The 20,173-nt window shown below is 36.2% G+C and carries 15 protein-coding genes; 9 read left to right on the top strand and 6 right to left on the bottom strand.

The annotated features are described in order from the left end of the window. The first annotated feature begins 390 nt into the window (after positions 1 to 390). Positions 391 to 546, top strand: a complete 156-nt coding sequence (locus ACT9TX_RS07465) for a hypothetical protein (protein ID WP_481337643.1) — start codon at positions 391 to 393, stop codon at positions 544 to 546. 9 nt (positions 547 to 555) lie between these two features. Here the strand turns inward: ACT9TX_RS07465 and ACT9TX_RS07460 are convergent, their stop codons facing one another. From ACT9TX_RS07460 to ACT9TX_RS07450, 3 genes are all read right to left on the bottom strand, one after another. Next, positions 556 to 1,017, bottom strand: coding sequence for a hypothetical protein (locus ACT9TX_RS07460; RefSeq protein WP_481337642.1), 462 nt, complete (start codon positions 1,015 to 1,017; stop codon positions 556 to 558). 40 nt (positions 1,018 to 1,057) lie between these two features. After that, the gene (mfd, locus tag ACT9TX_RS07455) at positions 1,058 to 4,549 is read right to left on the bottom strand and encodes a transcription-repair coupling factor (protein WP_481337641.1); all 3,492 of its coding nucleotides are present in this window, start codon (positions 4,547 to 4,549) and stop codon (positions 1,058 to 1,060) included. An 87-nt stretch (positions 4,550 to 4,636) separates the two neighbouring features. After that, complete coding sequence (locus ACT9TX_RS07450; protein ID WP_481337640.1) at positions 4,637 to 5,026, bottom strand: hypothetical protein; 390 nt, start codon at positions 5,024 to 5,026, stop codon at positions 4,637 to 4,639. Positions 5,027 to 5,164: 138 nt separating this feature from the next. Here ACT9TX_RS07450 and ACT9TX_RS07445 point away from each other — a divergent pair, with 138 nt between their 5' ends. Beyond that, positions 5,165 to 8,932, top strand: a complete 3,768-nt coding sequence (locus ACT9TX_RS07445; RefSeq protein WP_481337639.1) for a S8 family serine peptidase — start codon at positions 5,165 to 5,167, stop codon at positions 8,930 to 8,932. 18 nt (positions 8,933 to 8,950) lie between these two features. Here the strand turns inward: ACT9TX_RS07445 and ACT9TX_RS07440 are convergent, their stop codons facing one another. Beyond that, positions 8,951 to 9,793, bottom strand: a complete 843-nt coding sequence (locus ACT9TX_RS07440; protein ID WP_481337638.1) for an aminotransferase class IV — start codon at positions 9,791 to 9,793, stop codon at positions 8,951 to 8,953. A 178-nt stretch (positions 9,794 to 9,971) separates the two neighbouring features. Here ACT9TX_RS07440 and ACT9TX_RS07435 point away from each other — a divergent pair, with 178 nt between their 5' ends. The 6 genes from ACT9TX_RS07435 (at position 9,972) to ACT9TX_RS07410 (ending at position 17,129) form a co-directional block, all read left to right on the top strand. Next, positions 9,972 to 11,069 carry a Nif3-like dinuclear metal center hexameric protein gene (locus tag ACT9TX_RS07435; protein ID WP_481337637.1) on the top strand — a complete coding sequence of 366 codons (1,098 nt, stop codon included), beginning with the start codon at positions 9,972 to 9,974 and terminating at the stop codon, positions 11,067 to 11,069. A 211-nt stretch (positions 11,070 to 11,280) separates the two neighbouring features. Then, positions 11,281 to 12,036, top strand: coding sequence for a zinc ribbon domain-containing protein (locus ACT9TX_RS07430; RefSeq protein WP_481337636.1), 756 nt, complete (start codon positions 11,281 to 11,283; stop codon positions 12,034 to 12,036). A gap of 93 nt (positions 12,037 to 12,129) precedes the next feature. Beyond that, the gene (locus ACT9TX_RS07425) at positions 12,130 to 13,590 is read left to right on the top strand and encodes a tetratricopeptide repeat protein (protein WP_481337635.1); all 1,461 of its coding nucleotides are present in this window, start codon (positions 12,130 to 12,132) and stop codon (positions 13,588 to 13,590) included. Positions 13,591 to 13,682: 92 nt separating this feature from the next. Further along, positions 13,683 to 15,338: a DNA repair protein RecN gene (gene recN / locus ACT9TX_RS07420; RefSeq protein ID WP_481337634.1), complete on the top strand. Its 1,656-nt coding sequence runs from the start codon at positions 13,683 to 13,685 to the stop codon at positions 15,336 to 15,338. A 427-nt stretch (positions 15,339 to 15,765) separates the two neighbouring features. Then, positions 15,766 to 16,581 carry an enoyl-ACP reductase FabI gene (locus ACT9TX_RS07415; protein WP_481337633.1) on the top strand — a complete coding sequence of 272 codons (816 nt, stop codon included), beginning with the start codon at positions 15,766 to 15,768 and terminating at the stop codon, positions 16,579 to 16,581. A 287-nt stretch (positions 16,582 to 16,868) separates the two neighbouring features. Then, positions 16,869 to 17,129: a SemiSWEET family sugar transporter gene (locus ACT9TX_RS07410; RefSeq protein WP_481337632.1), complete on the top strand. Its 261-nt coding sequence runs from the start codon at positions 16,869 to 16,871 to the stop codon at positions 17,127 to 17,129. Positions 17,130 to 17,140: 11 nt separating this feature from the next. On the opposite strand, the gene ACT9TX_RS07405 is transcribed toward ACT9TX_RS07410, so the two are convergent. Together ACT9TX_RS07405 and pgl are read right to left on the bottom strand one after the other, a co-directional pair. After that, a complete protein-coding gene (locus ACT9TX_RS07405; RefSeq protein WP_481337631.1) occupies positions 17,141 to 17,872 on the bottom strand; it encodes a ferredoxin--NADP reductase in 732 nt (243 codons plus the stop codon). 531 nt (positions 17,873 to 18,403) lie between these two features. After that, the gene (gene pgl, locus ACT9TX_RS07400; protein ID WP_481337630.1) at positions 18,404 to 19,120 is read right to left on the bottom strand and encodes a 6-phosphogluconolactonase; all 717 of its coding nucleotides are present in this window, start codon (positions 19,118 to 19,120) and stop codon (positions 18,404 to 18,406) included. Positions 19,121 to 19,428: 308 nt separating this feature from the next. Between pgl and ubiE the strand changes: the two genes are divergently transcribed. After that, positions 19,429 to 20,172 carry a bifunctional demethylmenaquinone methyltransferase/2-methoxy-6-polyprenyl-1,4-benzoquinol methylase UbiE gene (gene ubiE / locus ACT9TX_RS07395; RefSeq protein ID WP_481337629.1) on the top strand — a complete coding sequence of 248 codons (744 nt, stop codon included), beginning with the start codon at positions 19,429 to 19,431 and terminating at the stop codon, positions 20,170 to 20,172. The last annotated feature ends 1 nt before the right edge of the window (position 20,173 follow it).

The following is a 20,173-nucleotide window of genomic DNA, read 5'->3' as shown; positions in this document are numbered from 1 at the left end:
GTTTTTAGAGATGTTGTAACCAGCTTTAGTACTACTATTTAGCTTTGGTGTGGCCTGTGCTGAGTTTACGTAGTATCTGCACTGGTACGTTCTTTTCGCTATGGAGCTTTTATCTAAGCGTATAAAATTATTGAAGATTTCGCAAAACCTTCAAGGATTAGTATCCCCCTACCTTCGTCAACCTTCCTTTTGCCAAGTGTAGTTATCCTTTAAACATGTGTAGGCTTTCTTTTACTAAGTGTAGTAACACTTTTGTCAGGTGTAGTGTTCATTTAATGATGGTTGCAACAGCAAATGACTCAGTTTTACTACTATTTATTTAAGTTAAATCAAATAATAACTCCTGCCCATTAAAACTTCGGTATGTTTAGTGTCTTAAATCAACACATCATGGCATTACCAGTAAACGATAAAGGCAATTTAAAATTTGGCAACCAACCCAAAAAGGGCGCTACCAATGGCTCTAAATTTTTAGCTAAGCCTACAGGCAAAGCTGTAAGCGGTGGTAAAAAGCCTGTGAAAACTGGCGGTATGAGAGGTAGTTAATATTCTTTGTTATTTTACCGTTGCTCCTTGATAAATAATGGCTTTAGGGCTTATGGTTTCAAGTGTGTACATACCTTTCCATTGGGTAAGTTGGTACTTGTTATTCGTCCATTTACCAGCACCATTCGTTTTGTCTTGCAGTAGATATTGACTACTAGCATTTGGTAAGAATAATTCAGCAGTGTCTTGTACGTCTTGGCTTTTAAATACCACAAAGGCAGAAATACTTTGGCTAGCCGTATCAGGTTTTGGGTTTAGTCTTATGCCCTCTTCAAATAGTCTTATACAGTTGTGCTTTACTTGAGACCACTGGTAACCTGCACTAGCCTTGCAGCCATGTGCGTCTACATCGTTACCTAGCATAGGTGCAGTTTGAGTTACAGTATCTTTCTGTATTTCTTTGGTATTGTTAGCAGTACCACAAGCCGCTACAAAGGCTAGTATTGGTAAATGTTTGAGTAGGTGTTTCATACAGCAGATATTGTTTTTTATTGTGGAAATAATAAGAAATTTAAACAGGTAGTTCTTCTGATTTTTCTACCACTTCTTCCTTAATCACAGCTTTCTTCATTAGCGTTAAAAAGCGTAACATTTCTTCCATACCACGTATATCATTTACCACAAGCAAAAAGTTTTTAGCTACTTGTTTTAGATGCGCTTTGTTAGTGCCTGTTTGTAAATAAGCCAATATATTTTTAAACAAATCAGACTCAAAATATGGCGAATCGTTTTTGTTAATAAAGTAGCAACGCATGGTGTTATCTTTCAGCGTCATTTTCTCAAAACCAAGATTTACGCCAGCCCAGCGACAACGCACTGTTGTAAACAAATCTTCTACTTGGCTAGGTATTGACCCAAAACGGTCTACCATTTCTGCATGAAAAGCTGTTAACGCTGCTTCGTTTTCGCAGTTGTCTAATCGTGTGTACAACGATAGTCTTTCAGTAATACTTTCTACATAACTATCAGGCAATAAAATTTCCAAATCCGTGTCAATGGTACAATCGCTTACATAGTCATCTTGCTTCGCAATCTCATCCTTAAACAAGTCTTTAAACGACGTACGTTTTAGTTCTCTTACAGCTTCTTCCAATATTTTTTGGTACATCTCAAAACCAATCTCTGCCATAAAACCACTTTGCTCACCACCTAGTAAATTACCAGCACCACGTATATCCAAGTCACGCATAGCGATTTGAAAGCCACTACCAAGATCGCTAAATTGTTCTAAGGTTTGTAAGCGTTTGCGACTATCAGTAGGCAAACTACTCATTGGCGGTGCTAATAAATAACAGAAGGCCTTCTTGTTGCTACGACCAACACGGCCACGCAATTGGTGCAAATCGCTCAAGCCAAAATGGTGTGCATTGTTAATGATGATGGTATTTACATTGGAAATATCTACACCACTTTCTACAATATTGGTACAAACGAGTACGTCGTATTTCTTGTCAATAAAATCTAAAATACGTTCTTCCAATTCATGCCCTTCAAGCTGACCATGTGCAAAGCCAATACTTAAATCAGGGCATTGTGCCTGAATAAGTGCAGCCATTTCGCCCAAACCATGCACACGATTATGAATAAAGAAAACTTGCCCGCCACGGTTGGTTTCGTAATAAATAGCATCACGAATAAAGTCGGCATTAAACACCTGAATTTCGGTTTGTATTGGCTGTCGGTTTGGTGGTGGTGTATTGATGATGCTTAAGTCTCTTGCACCCATCAAACTAAAGTGTAGCGTACGTGGTATGGGTGTTGCAGTAAGGGTTAAGCAGTCTACATTGGTTTTTAAAGTCTTCAATTTCTCTTTGTGAGCCACACCAAATTTTTGCTCTTCATCAATAATCATGATGCCAAGTTCTTTAAACTTCACTTCTTTGCCAAGCAAGCCATGCGTACCTACAATAATGTCTATTTTGCCAGCGGCTAATTTTTCTAAAGTTTCTTTTTTCTCTTTAGATGATTTAAAGCGATTGACATAATCTACCGTAACAGGAAAATCTTTCAAACGCTCACTAAAAGTTTTAAAATGCTGAAAAGCCAAGATGGTTGTAGGTACTAAAACAGCAGCCTGCTTACCATCAACCACACTTTTAAAAGCCGCACGAATGGCTACTTCTGTTTTACCAAAACCAACATCACCACACACCAATCTATCCATAGGGCTTGGTGCTTCCATATCTTGCTTTACATCAGCTACCGCTTTGGCCTGGTCAGGTGTGTCTTCATACATAAAGCTTGCTTCAAGCTCTGTTTGCATGTAGGTGTCTGGTGCATGTGCAAAGCCTTGCTGACTTTTACGTTGCGCGTATAATTTTATTAAGTCAAAAGCTATTTCTTTAACCTTCGCTTTAGTCTTTTCTTTTAGCTTATTCCAAACATCGCTACCTAGTTTATTAATCTTTGGTACCGTACCTTCTTTACCCGTGTACTTAGATATTTTGTGTAGTGAATTGATGTTTACATAGAGAATATCTGTGTCTTTGTAAATGATACGCACTGCCTCTTGTAGCTTACCATTTATCTCAAGTTTTTGTAAGCCGCTATAAGTACCCACACCATGATCAATATGCGTTACATAATCACCAGGTTGCAAGTCACGCAAGGTTTTCAGCGTAATGGCTTTGTTTTTATTATAAGCCTGTTTTACACGGTATTTGTGATAGCGCTGAAATATTTGATGGTCAGTATAGCACACTACTTTCAGGTCTTCATCTATAAAACCTTCGTGGATAGATGTGGCTACAGGAACGAAATTTATTTCAGTATTTAAGTCTTTAAAAATGCTGTGTAAACGCTCTAATTGTTTGGCTTGTTCAGCAAAAATGTAGATGCTATAATTATCAGCTTCTTGAGCCTTTAAGTTCTTAATTAATAAATCAAACTGGCGATTGAAGGAAGGTTGCGCCTTAGTAGAAAAGTTGATAGATAATGGTTCATCGCCTTGGGTAGCTGCCGCATTACCCATAAACTGTTGCCTACCGAACTCAACAATGTGTCGTTGTTGCATTTGCCTTTCAATGGTGGCAACGGGTGTAAAATCTTGTAAAGAAACTTCTTTTAAAATCTTGGTATCGTCTTCATCTTCTTCCTCTTCAACTTTATGTTTTGAGTTCGGTTTTACACTTGTACCAAATGCTTCTTTAGTTGCACTTGCTCTTTCTAAAAACAAACCAAGATCTTCTTCTTCTTGCTCAATTTTACCTTGAATAACATCCCAATCTTTCAACCAAACAATGGTATTTTCTGGTAAAAATTCTAGTAACGAAACTTTATCACCGGTTTCAAATTGCGTTTCTACATTGGGTATAATGCTTACCTGCAATAGCTTTCGTTCGCTTAGCTGCGTTTCAGGATCAAAGATTCTGATGCTATCAACATCATTACCAAACAACTCAACACGATAAGGCTTTTCGTTGCCAAATGAATAAATATCTAAAACGCCTCCACGCAATGCAAACTGACCAGGCTCGTACACAAAATCGGTACGCACAAAGCCATACATTACAAATAATTCCATCAATCCATCAAGATTAATGGTGTCATTGGTTTTGATGGAAATAATATTACCACTTAAAGTTTTAGGTAGTACTACTTTTTCAAAAATGGCTTCAGGATAGGTAATGATAATTTTTTTATTGCCGCCAGCCGCCAACTTGGTTAAAGCTTCGGTACGCAACATCACATGCGACGAATTGAGTAACCGATAATTTTTGCGTGTTTTAAAAGAAGATGGAAAATAAAATAGGTCTAATGCACTTGTTAAGTTTTCTAGTGTGTTGTGAAAATAAGCCGCTTCTTCAGCATCGTTTAGTACAATAAGGTGATTTAAACCTTGCGTTTTTGGGTGCGAAAACACTGCACCAACAATAAACTCAGCACTGCTGCCCTGTAAGTTTTTTAAAAATAATTTTTGCGTATCGGCAAAAAGAAGTCTGTCCGCCAATTGTAAAAGGCGGGGGGAATTTTGGTAATTCTCTAACAACACGTTCAAATTCATAACTGCAATTCCTATCGTAAAAAAAGAGTTGCAAAGATAGACTTATGATTGGTATGTGTGATTGAGAATGATGGAATGATACAATGATTAATAAACAGCCTTGTAATTAACACGAATAGTCGTTTCAGTAATTTTACTAGTGTCTACTGTTACCACATTAATATCGTTGTATTGGTTAAACAAATTGGCATAAAACTTACCATCAATTTTTGCAAATAGCGAGTAAGTACCTACTGGCAATGCAATAGAAAATTTGCCCATACTATCTGTATGTGTTGTGGCCATTTGCTTAGTGGCTATACTTGTATAAAAACCTGCGGTTGCATCTTTAACAGTTTGACCAATATTAGTTTTTTCGTACACAAATACTTCTGCTTGCATCGCTTTTAGCTTAGGTGGTTCTTGGCCTATCATTGGCATTTGATTGCCTCTTACTTCGTATACTATACCTGTAATTCCTTGCGTAATAATTAGCATTTTAGAAGATTTTGTTGAAGTACAACTACAGAAAGTTACTAAAAGACATATGAGCCCTGAAATATTTTTAACCATAACACTATTTTAATAGTAAAAGTATCTAAATTTAGCCAGTCATCGTTCAGAAATATATCTATTATGCTAAAGAAAAAAATCATTGTACTTGCTTTACTAGCCATTTGCCAGCAAGCTGTAGCACAAGAAAAAACAAACACTATCATCTTACAAAAACTAGCAACATCACACAAAATAGTTGAAGTTAATGATTACGAGGCGGCAGTTAAAATGGCGCAGCAAAAAGGGTGGCCTATAAATGTAGTTAGCAAAAATGGGACTGTAATGGCATTACAATCAATTGATTTTTCTGGCCAGCCTTTATATTATGCTACTTTTAATAATATTATTTCTGCTACCACAACAAGTACTAATCAATTATGGGCTGGCGGTAGTACGGGGTTAAACTTGTCTGGTTCATCCAATGCCGTAAATAGCAAGTTGGGTATTTGGGATGGTGGTCTTATTCTAAAAAATCATATCGAGCTAGCAGGCCGAATTTTACAAAAAGATTCTGCAACAAGTGCTAGGCTTAGTGATCATGCGACACATGTTGCAGGCACAATGATGGCCACTGGTATAAACCCAATAGCAAAAGGTATGGCTTTTGGTTTAAAGCAAATGATTGCCTATGATTTTATTACCAACGAGCAATCTGAAATTGCATCCGAAGCGATTAATTTACTATTATCAAACCACTCTTATGGTATAACTGCTGGTTGGAATTATGATGGCACAAATTATACTTGGTATGGCGATACAAGTATTAGTACCACAAAAGCTTACAACTTTGGGTATTATCATTCAAGAGCACAGCTTTATGATTCTATTTTATATAATGCACCCAACTATTTAATGGTTTTTGCAGCTGGCAATAGTAATGGGAGTTACGGTTCAAATAAAGGGCCTGCCATTGGTGGTAACTACCTGTATAATGGTGGTACTACAGCTATTAAACGCACCGCATCTATCCCTGACAATCCTACTTATGGTTCAATTGCTGGTGGACAAAATGCAAAAAATATTTTAACAGTGGGCGCAGTTGCTGGGTTACCAAATGGCTATAATACTGCAAGTGATGTGCAAATTGGAGGTTTCAGTAGTTGGGGACCAACAGATGATGGACGCATAAAACCAGATGTTGTTGCAAATGGCTTAAATGTGACATCCACATTTTCTACTGGTATAAATGATTATGGTGCTGAACAGGGTACTTCAATGTCTTCGCCAAATGTTACAGGTAGCCTACTATTACTTCAAGAATATTATAACCAAAAACATCCAGGTGTTTTTATGCGCAGTTCTACCTTAAAAGCTTTAGCCGTTCATACGGCAGATGAAGCTGGTACTGCACTTGGTCCAGATTATGTATTTGGCTACGGTCTTTTAAATGCAGCAAAAGCTGCCAACGTAATCACTTCGTCATTTAACAATAAAACAGATACGATTATAGAAAAAACATTAAACAGTGGCGTGCCTTATACCTTTAATGTTATAGCATCTGGCAATGGCCCATTAAAAGTAACCATCGCTTGGACAGATCCTACTGGTTCAGTGAACCAAAATGTATCAACTTTGGTTAACGATCGTACACCAAAGTTGATACACGATTTAGATTTAAGAGTAACATCTGGTAGCAATACTTATTTACCTTGGATATTAGATCCTAATGTTCCACAGAGTAATGCCACTAAGGGCGATGATAAGCTAAATAATATTGAACAAGTTTTAATTGATAGTGCAGTACCTGGCAAAAATTATGTTATAACCGTTAGCAATAAAGGTACTTTAGCTAGAGGTAGCCAAGTTTTTTCTATAATAGCAAGCGGTATAGGCGGTACAGCCTATTGTACATCTGCACCAACAAATACAGTAGGTACTAGAATTGATAGCGTAGGTTTCTCAAACATCCAAAATAAAACAGCTACTGGCTGTACTAGCTATAAAGACTTTACCAATTTAACTGGTGATATTGAGCCAAATAAAGCGACTACATTATCTGTAAAAGTGAACAGCTGTGATGGTACAAATGCCAATAAAATCGTAAAAGTATTCATTGACTATAATAACAACGGCGTATTTACTGATGCTGGTGAATTAGTAGCAACAAGTGGTATACTCAATAACGTCAGTAACATTTACACTACAGCTATTAACACTCCTTCATCTATTACTAAAGGTAGTTACATAGTAATGCGCGTTATTGCGCAAGAAACATCAAATGCTAACGATATAAATTCTTGTGGTGCTTATACAAATGGTGAAACGCAAGATTATCGCTTGCGCGTTGTAAGAGGGGCAAATGATGGCGAAGTAACTGCTGTGTTAGCACCTTCAAATGGTTCTAAATTCAATCCATCGCAACTACTATCTATAATGGTGAGCAATAAGGGAACTGCTAATATTTCAAACATTTCATTATCAGCCACAGTTAAAATAGGTACTACAACTATAGCAACGTTAAGCGGTAATTACCCAGCTACTATTTTAGCTGGCGATAAAATTATTTATACATTTCAAACTCCTTTTGCAACTACCGGCGGTACTGCTTATACTTTTAACGTAACTGCCAATGTACTTAATGATCAAGATAATACCAATAACACCTTGCTAACTACTATTACAACTGCTCAAAAGGCGGCTATACCAATAGGTAAAGCCATTCAATGTACTGCATCTTCTACAAGTTTAAGTGTAACAAACCCGGCAAATAGTAATAATTATTTCTGGTACGATACACCAGCAGCAGCAACACCACTTGCTAATACAAGTGCAGCAACAACATCTGTAGTTACATCTAATAACACCTATTATTTACAAACTGGCGTAAGAGCAACTGTAGGACCATTAACTAATACAGCACTAGGTACTGGTAGCTACGGCAGTACCTTTTCAGGTACATACACAACTGATACAGCCGCAATACCTTTAGTTATTGAAACTGCTAAGCTATATTGTAATGCTGCTGGTAAAGTTGGTATAGCATTTAGGCCTGCTTTTAAAAATGGTACAGGGTATTCTTATTATCCTACTTTAGGTGACTCTATTACCGTTGATGTATTTCCTAATCTGGATGCGAATGGGATTGATACTGGGGCTAATTATTATTTAAATTTAAAGCTTGACAACAGTCTTAAAAGTGCTTATTTAATGACTGTAAATTGTTTAAACGGTGCATCAATTTATAGAAACAATGGCGTTACTAGCAACCCTTATCCTGTAGGCATACCTGGTATATTTCAAATACTTACAAATGCGGCAACGCCACCAGCAAGTTTTTATTATTTCTTATACAATATAAAAATTGCAACACTTTCGGATTCGTTGAGCGATAGAGTTGCGATAGTTGCCGCTACCACTAAACCACCTACCATCACGCTAGTTGGTGCAGCATCAGATAGCTTGCAAACAAATGCTGTAAGTGCTATCCAATGGTACTTAAATGGTAATGCAATTGCTGGGGCTAATTCACCTAGAATTAAGCCTATTTACTCAGGCAACTACTCTGTAAGCGGTGCCGATGTAAATGGTTGTATAGCAACTTCAACAGGGCTAATTTACACTGCTACAACTAGTATTGTTAATGTAAATAATACCGAAATAGGCTTAACTACCACACCAAACCCTAATAATGGTGTATTTAAAGTAAGCTTTAAAGTAAGCAATAAAGATGACTTGCAAATTGCGTTGGTAGATTTATCTGGTAAAACAGTATTTGCCAAATCGTATGCAAATTTTGTAGGAACATTCTCAGAACAATTTGCTACTGGCAATATTGCAAGCGGTAATTATATTTTGAAAATACAACACGGCAATAAGGTTTACCGTAACAAATTGTTTATTGTAAAATAGATAGTTAGAGTAGTAAACCTATCCTAGTAAAATACTCTTCACAAATTGCTTATGCAGCAAGCCGCTTAATGCATTGGTATAGTTACTGTTTTGCAATTGCTTTACCCACCTAATGCCGTAAATACCATTGGTTAAAAACAGTTCTTGTGCTTGTAGTAACGCTTCTACTGTAATAGTGGTTTCTTCTACAGGCATATTGTGGGCTCGTAATTGTGTAAGCAAATGCCTACGCATTACACCATTTACACAGCCTTCTTGCAGGCTAGGCGTAAGCACCACACCATCGGTTACAATAAATACATTGGCTATGGTAGCGTCGGCTATACACTGATATGGGTTAAGTAAAATAGCATCGTTTATATGCTGTTGCTTAGCCCACAAAGCAGCCATGGCATAGCCTAAATAATTGTTGCTTTTTACGGCAGAAAAGCGGTCGCAAGTTTTAACTGCATCTGTGAAAATATCTAGTACCAAGCCATTCTCGTTAAGTGAATTATTGGCAGGGTTTAAATCCCAAGTTTGTATTAAGTAGTTGGGAAACATATTTTGTGGATCGTACAAGCCACCATCACCACGGTAAATAGTGAGGCGAATTCTAGCCAACTTATTGTGGTAATTACGTTTGGCAAGTTCTATAATTTGTGTTTGTAGATAATCGGCTGTTAAAAAATTAGGCACGTCAAATTGTAGTAAAGCCAAAGAAGCAAACAAGCGCTCAAAATGATAATCAGCTAGTAAAATTTTACCATCCACCATTTTCATGGTTTCAAAAAAGCCATCACCATAGCGAAAAGAGCGGTTATTGGGCGAAATACTCGCTGTTGTTTCTTTAATTATTTTGCCATTCTGATTAAGATACATCTACGATTTGAATGATTATAATGAATTAAATGATTGGGTAGTTTACCTATGCAAAGAACGTAGAATTGGCATGAATTGTTTGTTTGCCAAGTTTAAAATAAAGGTGATACTTAGCGTGTAGTCTTAAAAATCATAGGCAATCATTCAAATCAATAACATCAGCGGTTACATTTGCTATATGACTATTGCTAATATTATTGCTACGCTAGAACAAGTAGCCCCAACGGCTTATCAAGAAAGTTATGACAACTGTGGCCTTATTACAGGTAATGCTTCGTGGTTGTGCACAGGTGCGTTATGTACGCTTGATGCTACAGAAGCCGTAATACTAGAGGCAGTAGCTAAAGGTTGTAATCTTGTGGTAGCACATCACCCAATTGTGTTTAGTGGATTAAAAAAAATTACTGGTAAAAACTATGTAGAGCAAACCATTATTACTGCTATAAAACACGATGTGGCTATCTATGCCATTCATACCAATTTAGATAGTGTATTAGATGGGGTAAATGGAAAAATTGCTGAAACGATAGGCTTGGTAAATACCCAAATTTTACAGCCAAAAAGCAATGCTCTAGCTAAGTTATTTACCTATGTACCTTATGGTTATGTAGATGCGGTACGAGAAGCTATTTTTAATGCAGGTGCTGGCAATATTGGTAATTATAGTGACTGTAGTTTTGGTGTAGAAGGCATTGGCACGTTTAAAGCGGCTGAAGGCACTAACCCTTTTGTAGGTGATATTGGTAAAAGACACGAGGAAAGAGAAATGAAATTAGAAGTTATTTTCCCGAGTTATTTGAGTGGTAAAGTAGTGGCTGCCTTACAAGCTGCGCATCCTTACGAAGAAGTGGCTTATGACATTGTGCCGCTAGAAAATGCATTTACCACAGTTGGTAGTGGCTTAGTAGGTGAGCTCGCAGCACCAATGGATGAGCTAACTTTTTTACAACATATTAAGCAAGCTTTTGGTTTAAAAGTGATAAAACACACTGCACTTTTGGGTAAGCCCATACAAAAAGTGGCGCTTTGTGGTGGTGCAGGTAGTTTTTTAATAGCCACGGCAAAAGCGGTAAAAGCAGATATTTATATTACGAGCGATATAAAATATCACGAATTTTTTGATGCTGAAAACAAGCTAATTATTGCCGATATTGGCCATTGGGAAAGCGAACAGTTTACGCCTGATTTAATAATTGCTATTTTACAGCGTAAATTTCCTACTTTTGCCGTCCTCAAAAGTGAGGTGGTTACTAATCCTGTAGGGTATTTTGTGTAGAGATTCGTTAATCGAAAAATCGAAAATCGCAAGTTTGGAGCATCTTTTTTCTAGCGATTATCGATACTCGATTACCGATGAAGAATAAAGTGCTGAACGCTGCAAAGAGGTACTTCGTAAACTCAGTATTAACTTGCAACATAAGCCAAATAAGGATTACAGCAGTTGGTGACCAAAGTAAACATCATACAATTTAAACAGTATACAAGTTATGGCTTCAGTTAAAGATTATTCTGTTGAGGAAAAATTAGTAGGCTTAATTAAGCTTCAAAAAATTGACAGCAAGTTGGATGAAATCCAAGTTTTGAAGGGCGAATTGCCAATGGAAGTAAGCGATTTGGAAGACGAAATTCAAGGCTTACATGCTCGTAGAACACGTATTGAAGAAGAAATTAACGGTATTACCGAATTTATTGAAGGCAAGAAAAACTTTATTAAAGAAGGCGAAGCCACTTTAAAAAAGTACGAAAAACAAAGCGATAATGTAAAAAATAGTCGTGAGTTTGAAGCTTTGAATAAAGAAATAGAAATGATGCAACTTGAAAACAAGTTGGCAGAAAAGCATATTCGTGATGCGAATGAAGAGCTAGCGGATAAAGCGAAAGCTTTAGATGCCTCTAAAAAGCAAATTGCGGTTAAAGAAGGTGTATTGAACCACAAAAAAGGCGAATTAGATAAGATTATTGCTGATACCGAAAAAGAAGAAACGCATTTTAGAGGTATTTCTGAAGGTGCTCGTTCTTCTGTTGATGAACGTTTGTTATACAGCTACGATAGAATTAGGAAAAACTATCGTAATGGCTTAGGTGTGGTGCCTGTAGAGCGTGATGCTTGTGGTGGTTGCTTCAATGCGATTCCTCCTCAACGTCAAAGTGAAATTCGCTTGCACAAAAAAGTAATTGTTTGTGAAAACTGTGGCCGTATTTTGGTAGACGCTGATTTGAACGACAGTGTAGATGTAAAATAATACTTAACATATAATTTTTTGATGAAGGGCGGCTATATGGCTGCCCTTCTTTATTTTCGAGCCATGATAAAGCGGTTTTTATTTTGTATCTGCATGATGCTTGTTTCGGTTTTGGCAAATGCACAGAAAGTGTATGAATTTAATAGCACTTGTCAGCAAGCATATTTAGAAATATCTAAGCTAAAATTTAACAGCGCTAAAGTATTGCTTGAGAAGGCAAAGCAGCAAAACCCCAATAATTTAATACCTACTTTACTAGAAAATTACATTGATTTTTTTCCGCTGTTTTTAAGTGAAGATGCAGATGAATATGCCAAGTTTAAAGTGCGTATTGCAGAGCGCATTGCACTTTTAGAAACTGGCCCACAAACATCGCCTTTTTACAAATTTTCGCTAAGTGTAGTGTATATGCAAAAGGCAGCCATAGAAATAAAGTTTGTAGAGAACTGGCGGGCTGGCTGGGATATTCGCAAGAGCTTTCAATTGGTAAAAGAAAACAAAAAAACCTTTGCCACGTTTGCCCCTAATGATTTGGTAATGGGTATTTTACAGTCTGTTACAGCCATTGTACCTAAAGGTTATGCAGCGTTGGTGTCGTTACTTGGTATGAGTGGTTCTATGACAGAAGGCTTGAAGCTGGTTAATAATTTTATGAATAGCAGCGACCCTTATGCAAAGCTGATGAACTCAGAAGGTACACTAGTGTATTGCTACTTGGCGTTTTATTTACAAAACAAACATACCGAAGTATTTGCGCTGATTAAAAACAAGAAACTAGACATTGTTAATAATTTATCGTTGGCTTATATGGCTTCAAACCTGGCTATTAACGATAAGCAGATTGATTACGCAAAAAGTATTATTCTCAACAGAAATAAGTCTACCGAATACTTGCAAATAGCTGCTTGGGATTATGAACTAGCACATGTGAAATTGTACCGACAAGAATTTCAAGAAGCAGCGCAACATTTTGAAACTTATTTGGCAAATTTTAAGGGTAATTTTTATGTAAAAGATACTTACTTAAAACTCAGTTGGTGCTATTATTTGCAAGGAAATATGCCTGCTGCTGAGGCCGCAAGAAGCAATGTGATAAAGAAAGGAGCTTTGTACACAGATGCTGATAAGCAAGCATTGCAAGAGGCTAAAACAGGTAATTGGCAAAATATCACTTTGCTAAAAGCAAGACTATTGAATGATGGTGGTATGAACAAAGAAGCCTTGCAGGTGCTGAATGCAAAAGGCATTGCTAGTTTTACGAAAGAGGAAGAAAAACTACAGTTTAACTATCGCTATGCACGCATTAACGATGATATGCGTAACGATGCAGAGGCAATACAATATTATCTTAAAACAATAGAATTAGGCGCTACTTGCAAAGAGTATTTTGCAGCAAGAGCAGCCTTACAATTGGGCGAGATATATGAGCGACAAAATAAAAAAACGATTGCTGTTTCATACTTTCAGCAATGCCTAGATATGAAAGACCATGAGTATAAAAACTCATTAGATCAAAAGGCAAAATCTGGTATTGCAAGGTGTACGGGTGAGTAATTAACTGCTGATTAAAATGATTTTAATGATGTACATGATTTTCAGAAAGGCTTACCTAATTTTGGCAACATCAATTTAATTTCCTTAGAGCAGTGCTAAAAAAGTTACACATACAGAACTACGCCATTATTGACGAAATTGATATTCAATTTTCTAATCAGCTTAATATTATTACTGGTGAAACTGGTGCTGGTAAAAGTATTTTGATGGGGGCACTAAGCCTTATTTTAGGCGAACGTGCAGATACGAGTGCTTTAAAAGTGAACGATAAGAAATGTGTGATTGAAGGTTTTTTTAGTATAGATGATAAACCTGCTATTAAACAATTTTTAAAAGATAATGAACTTGACATAGACGAAGAATTGGTAGTACGTAGAGAGATAGCCGTGAGTGGCAAATCGAGAGCTTTTGTAAATGATACACCTACCACAGTGCAACAACTAAAAGCTTTGGCATCGCTGTTGGTTGATTTGCATCGTCAGTTTGATACTTTAGAGCTTGGTGATGAAGATTTTCAACGTGAAGTAATTGATGCTTTGGCCAACAACCACGATTTACTACAAACGTATCAAACACAATACAAGCAATGGTTGCAGGCTACTAAAACCTTGCAAGAGCTTCAGGCACAAAAGGCTTCTTTTAATAAGGAATTAGATTATCATCAGTTTTTGTATGATGAGTTGGAAGAAGTAAGCTTACAAGAAAATGAATTGGAAGATTTAGATGCAGAACTCAATTTGTTAAGCAATAGTGAGGGTATTAAAACAGCTTTAACCAAAACGTATTTCGACCTAAAAGAAAGTGAACAGCCGATTGTCGTTTCTCTCAAGCAAATCATTAATCAGCTAAGTGCTTATACGGCTTACCATCACGATTTACCAAGTGTTATTGAACGTTTACAATCTGCACACATAGAGTTACAAGACATTGCAGAAGAAGTTGAACGCATTAACGACGTTATCAACTTTGATGAAAAGCGCATCGAATTTATTAATGAGCGATTAGCTGTTGGGTATAAATTATTAAAGAAGCATGGCGTGAAATCTACGGCTGAAATCTTAGCTATTCAAGCGGATTTGCAAGACAAACTGCAAGCTGTTTTAAACATTGATGATGCTATTTTACAAAAAGAAAAAGAAGTAGCACAATTATTACAGCAAGCGGCCAAAACCGCTGAAACATTGGCCGCTAAAAGATTACAGCAAGTAGCACCTCTAGAAAAAAACGTGAATCATTTGCTACATCAAGTTGGTATGCCTAATGCAAGATTGAAAGTGCTGATAAAAGACACCGCTTTGAATTTGTATGGCAAAAATGAGATAGAATTATTGTTTGATGCTAATAAAAGCAATCGCTTTGAGCCTATAAGAAAAGTTGCTAGTGGTGGTGAATTAAGCAGGTTGATGTTGTGTATTAAAAGTTTGGTAGCAAAAAGTATGGATTTGCCAACCATGATTTTTGATGAAATAGATACTGGTATTAGTGGTGAAGCTGCCAAACAGGTAGGTGCTATTATGAAAGATTTGGCTACTAATCGTCAAATCATTTGCATTACACACCAACCACAAATTGCTGGCAAGGCCAATGCACACTACTTTGTGTATAAAGAGATTAAAGGCGAAGCTGTAAAAACTAACATTCGCTTATTATCAAATGATGAACGCATAACAGCAATTGCACAGATGCTTAGCGGCGAAAAACCAACTGCAGCAGCTTTAGAGAATGCCAAGGAAATGGTGATGAATTAGAGGTTCAATGATTGATATGTAGCTGATTTATAAAATTATGAGTAAATGAAAAATGTTCCTCATTGGCAATTATTAATGGTCATTTACTTCATTTTGGTTGCTGTACCTGTTTATATGTTGCATCTTTATCTAAAGAAAAATATCTTAAAGAACCGCACCTTTTTAAATCTTATGCTCTATTTTGGTGCTGTAGTGGGTTGTGCTTTTTTAATGAATTTTATTACCCTCGTTTTGTATTACAAATTCATTTTCTTACGTAAATAATGTAATGCTTCGTAATATAGACAACTAAAAACCACTAAGAAATGGTTATGAATTAAAGCTATCTGAAGCCAGATTTTTACGATTGATGAGATTAGAATGATTTCTTTACATTTACCGCCTCATAAATCGTACTTCGTACATCAAACATCACAAAATAATTGCTATGGCATACAACTTATTAAAAGGTAAACGTGGTATCATATCAGGTGCATTAGACGAGAATTCAATTGCATGGAAAGTTGCTGAAAAAGCACATGAAGAAGGCGCCACATTTGTGTTAACCAATGCACCTATTGCCATGCGTATGGGTGAAATTAATAAACTAGCAGAAGCTACTGGCTCTCAAATTATTCCTGCTGATGCAACAAGTGTAGAAGATTTAGAAAACTTATTTACAAAGTCTCAAGAAATATTGGGTGGTAAAATAGACTTTGTGTTGCATTCAATAGGTATGAGTGTTAACATTCGTAAAAAAATTCCTTACACTGAATCTAACTACGAATTTTTCCAAAAAGGTATTGATGTGTCTGCGTTGTCTTTCCATAAAATGCTAGCTGTAGCTAAAAAACTAGATGCTATTAACGAATGGGGTAGCGTGGTGGCTTTAACTTATATGGCTGCACAACGTACTTATCCTTTTTATACTGATATGGCTGACATTAAAGCCATGTTAGAAAGTATTGCTCGTAGCTTTGGTTATCACTATGGTGTAGATAAAAAAGTGCGTATTAATACGGTTTCTCAATCGCCTACAAAAACCACTGCAGGTAGTGGTATTAAAGGCTTTGGCGATTTCTTTGACTATGCAAATGCAATCGCACCATTGGGTAATGCTACTGCTGAAGATTGTGCTAATTACTGCATTACTTTGTTCTCAGATTTAACCAAGATGGTTACTATGCAAAACTTATTCCACGATGGTGGTTACTCTACCACAGGCGTAAGCAGCGAAGTGTTAAGCAAATTTGGTATTGAATAATAATTTCACACAAAGAAACAAAGAAGGCAAAGTACACGAAGGTTTATTTTCTTTCATTCTTTCTTTGTTACCAGCTGTTGTAGTACTTTTTTGCTTCGGTTGTGTCACTCACTTGTACGTTCTTATCATTATTCAACTTTTATCTTAGCGTATATTTTCACGCAAAGAAACAAAGAAGAAAAAGTCCACAAAGTGTGTTTATGTTAGTTAAATAACACAAGAAAAACGCTCTTTGTGCCCATTGTATCCTTTGTTTCTTTGTGTGAAACCTTACTAAATTTCTTCCCATGCCTTTTATAGAATACGTTGGTTTGTTCGGAGCATTTTTAAGTGCCATCACTTTCATACCACAAGTGTTACACGCTTACAAAACCAAAAGCGTAGGTGATTTAAGTTGGGGCATGTTATGGATTGTATTTACTAGCGTTATCGTTTGGCTAGTATATGGCTTTTATCTGCATTTGCTGCCAGTTATTATTGCCAATAGTATCATTCTTATCTTGTCTGCTGTGCTTTTGTATTTTAAAGCAACGTTTAAGAAGCAATAAGGAGACAAATTCTAGCCGTACAATTCAAAGTGAATGTCTTTTTTCTCGTAATCAAGTTGTATTATTTTTTCTCTCGCTTCATCTATCATTTCTTTCCAGCCGCATAGGTAAAAGCTAGCTGGTGCATTGTTGTTAGCTTTAATTATTCTATCGTACACAACGTGCACATAGCCTTTATTACAGCTTTCGGGTACATCTGCAATTTGTGAAAATGTAGGCTGATAAAAGAAACCTGGCACATTAGCTTCTAGCATTTCCATTTCTTCTTTATACAAAGCATCTGGCAAGGTTCTACAACCAAATATTAAGTAGATGTTGTTATGTGGTATGTTATGCTGATGAATATAATGAATCATTGAACGAAATGGTGCAATACCTGTACCGGTGCAAATGAGGTATAAGTCTTTATCTAAAACAGGTGGCATTGTAAATACACCCACAGGGCCACGTAACATAATTTCTGTGCCCACATCTGCACCTTTAAACAAGTAAGTAGTGCCTAACCCATCTGGCAGTAACACAATAATTAGTTCAAAAGTATTGGTACCATTGGGTGCAGAAGCTATTGAATAACTACGCCAACGTTTATTTTTTTGTTCGTGAATAGGTAGGTCTAAAGTAACAAATTGACCAGGTTTAAAATCGAAAACTTCCAATTCTGGTACAGTTATAAAGAAGCGACGAGTGGTAGGTGTGGCTTGTTCTATTTTGGTAATAATACCTTTTCTCCATGGCTCTAACATAAGGTGTCATTTTTGTAGGTTAATAATGAAGCACAACTTGTTTTCTAAGAGAGTTGTTGGTTGTATTTAAGCAATCGATTTTGCTAATATACTGCATTAGGTTGTATTAATGATGATAAATAAGCAGTTGTTGTATGGAAATACTTTACCTTATATGCAAAGCGTAATGATTACTAAACTTTAGTCTTAATAATAGTATTTGGATTCAAAATAGAATATGATAATAACCACCCAAAGCATTTTAAGTAAAAACATGTATTAGGTGAAAGCCACCCAAAGCATTTTAAGTAAAAACATGTAATTGGTGTATGCCACACAAGGTATTTTATATAGAAACATGTATTAGGTGAATGCCACAAAAAGCATTTTATATAAAAACATGTATTAGGTGAATGCCACACAAGGCATTTTATGTAGAAACATGTATTGGGTGGATATCACTTAAGGCATTTTGTATAATATATATTGTGGGGCGGTTCATCGTAGTTTATTTTTTTGCAAAAAAATACTTACACGCACCTACTTTACCCATTATGGCGCAGCGGCTTCTTCATCTATAAACCAATGCAAATTGCCATTTAGTGGTTTTATGCACTGCGACGGGTAAACATCTGGTTGGTATTTACCCTGTAGTACTTCTTTAAGTGCAGATGCTTTGCTTTTACCAGCAACCAAAAAGCATACGGCTGCAGCTTTATTGGTAATAGGTGCGGTAATAGTAATGCGATTCATTTTTTGTGCCTCTAAATAAAAAGACGTTGCAAGTTTTGATGTTTCATGAATTACAGATGTACCAGGAAATAAGGATAAAGTGTGTCCATCATCACCCATGCCAAGCATTACTAAATCAAAGCTATGTTGCTTGCCATCAAAATACTCATGTAGCAATTGGTCATATCTTCTTGCTGCAATTTCTGCTGTGTAATTGGTTTCAATTACATGAATTTGATTGGCTGGTACAGGCACTTTTGTAAGTAATAAATCGAATGCATGTTTAGCATTATTTTTATCATCTTCAAAAGGTACATCACGTTCATCGCCCCAGAAAATATGTAATTTTTGCCAATCTATTTTGGATGCATAAGCTTCTGAGGCTAATATTTCAAATACATCCATAGGTGTGCTACCGCCAGATAATGCAATAGTATAGCGTGGTTGTGTGGCTAATACTTTGGCAATATCTGCAATTAGCCAGTCGACAAATTGTGTAACTAACTCGGTTTTTGATGCTGATTTGTGTAAAAACATTGCAAACGATTTTCGTTGATTAACAGTAGGATAATGCTCCTAATTGCTCAAAGGTTTCTATTTATAACAATAAGATTTGTAAATGTAGTAAGACGCATTCTTACTGAATAAAAAATTATAAAAAAGATTAAAAGTTTTTTTAGTGTTGATAATCAATATGTATTCATTTGCTTGAATGGTAATTTTATTTAAATATGCGCTATTATTTTTTTAAACAAACTAGTCTCAATTCTGTAATGGAATAAGCGCATAATCAATTTAACTTTAAGTATTTCGGGTAAATACGTAATTATAATATCTTCGCAACAATGGAAAAATATGCACATGACGGTGTAGTGCCTCAAAAAGACAGCAGCTTGAGCAAAAAAGAGCAAGTAGCTGATATGTTTGATAACATCGCTTTTAGATACGATTTCTTAAACAGATTTTTAAGTGCTGGTATAGATATTACTTGGCGTAAAAAAGCTATCAAACAACTGGCTAGTTTACAACCTAAGAAAATGCTAGATGTAGCTACAGGTACTGCTGATGTTGCATTAATGACTTACGATATTTTAAAACCGACCAATATTATAGGTATAGATATTAGCGAAGGCATGTTAGATCTTGGCAGACAAAAGATTGCTGCTAAAGGCTTACAAAATGTGATTCAATTGTACAAAGGCGATAGTGAAAATATTAGTTTTGAAGACAATAGTTTTGATGCTATTACCGTTGCTTTTGGTGTAAGAAACTTTCAAAATTTGTTAAAAGGTTTGCAAGAAATGAAACGCGTATTGCAACCTGGTGGAAAATTGGTAGTTTTAGAATTCTCTAAACCTAAAAATATTGTGTTTAAGCAATTCTATAACTTATATATGAATGTGATTGCGCCTTCTTTTGGCAAGTTGTTTGCTAAAAATAAAGACGCTTATCAATATTTGAACGACAGTGTTCAAGCCTTCCCTGAAGGGCAAACTTTTTTAAACATTATGCATGAAGCAGGCTTTACCCAAACGTATTTAAAATCACTTAGTTTAGGCATATGCACTATTTATTGCGGGGTCAAGTAAC

The organism is Parasediminibacterium sp. HNIBRBA5674, from assembly GCF_056745525.1.
Note: the sequence above shows the minus strand (reverse complement) of the source record. Positions and strands in the feature narration are given on the sequence as shown.

Bases quoted from the DNA above. Each gene is read 5' to 3' on its own strand.
- ACT9TX_RS07460 (WP_481337642.1), bottom strand. From the start codon at position 1,017: ATGAAACACCTACTCAAACATTTACCAATACTAGCCTTTGTAGCGGCT.
- ACT9TX_RS07405 (WP_481337631.1), bottom strand. From the start codon at position 17,872: ATGTTAGAGCCATGGAGAAAAGGTATTATTACCAAAATAGAACAAGCC.
- mfd (WP_481337641.1), bottom strand. From the start codon at position 4,549: ATGAATTTGAACGTGTTGTTAGAGAATTACCAAAATTCCCCCCGCCTT.
- ACT9TX_RS07430 (WP_481337636.1), top strand. From the start codon at position 11,281: ATGGCTTCAGTTAAAGATTATTCTGTTGAGGAAAAATTAGTAGGCTTA.
- ACT9TX_RS07425 (WP_481337635.1), top strand. From the start codon at position 12,130: ATGATGCTTGTTTCGGTTTTGGCAAATGCACAGAAAGTGTATGAATTT.
- pgl (WP_481337630.1), bottom strand. From the start codon at position 19,120: ATGTTTTTACACAAATCAGCATCAAAAACCGAGTTAGTTACACAATTT.
- ACT9TX_RS07445 (WP_481337639.1), top strand. From the start codon at position 5,165: ATGCTAAAGAAAAAAATCATTGTACTTGCTTTACTAGCCATTTGCCAG.
- ACT9TX_RS07440 (WP_481337638.1), bottom strand. From the start codon at position 9,793: ATGTATCTTAATCAGAATGGCAAAATAATTAAAGAAACAACAGCGAGT.
- ACT9TX_RS07450 (WP_481337640.1), bottom strand. From the start codon at position 5,026: ATGCTAATTATTACGCAAGGAATTACAGGTATAGTATACGAAGTAAGA.
- ubiE (WP_481337629.1), top strand. From the start codon at position 19,429: ATGGAAAAATATGCACATGACGGTGTAGTGCCTCAAAAAGACAGCAGC.
- ACT9TX_RS07465 (WP_481337643.1), top strand. From the start codon at position 391: ATGGCATTACCAGTAAACGATAAAGGCAATTTAAAATTTGGCAACCAA.
- ACT9TX_RS07435 (WP_481337637.1), top strand. From the start codon at position 9,972: ATGACTATTGCTAATATTATTGCTACGCTAGAACAAGTAGCCCCAACG.
- ACT9TX_RS07410 (WP_481337632.1), top strand. From the start codon at position 16,869: ATGCCTTTTATAGAATACGTTGGTTTGTTCGGAGCATTTTTAAGTGCC.
- ACT9TX_RS07415 (WP_481337633.1), top strand. From the start codon at position 15,766: ATGGCATACAACTTATTAAAAGGTAAACGTGGTATCATATCAGGTGCA.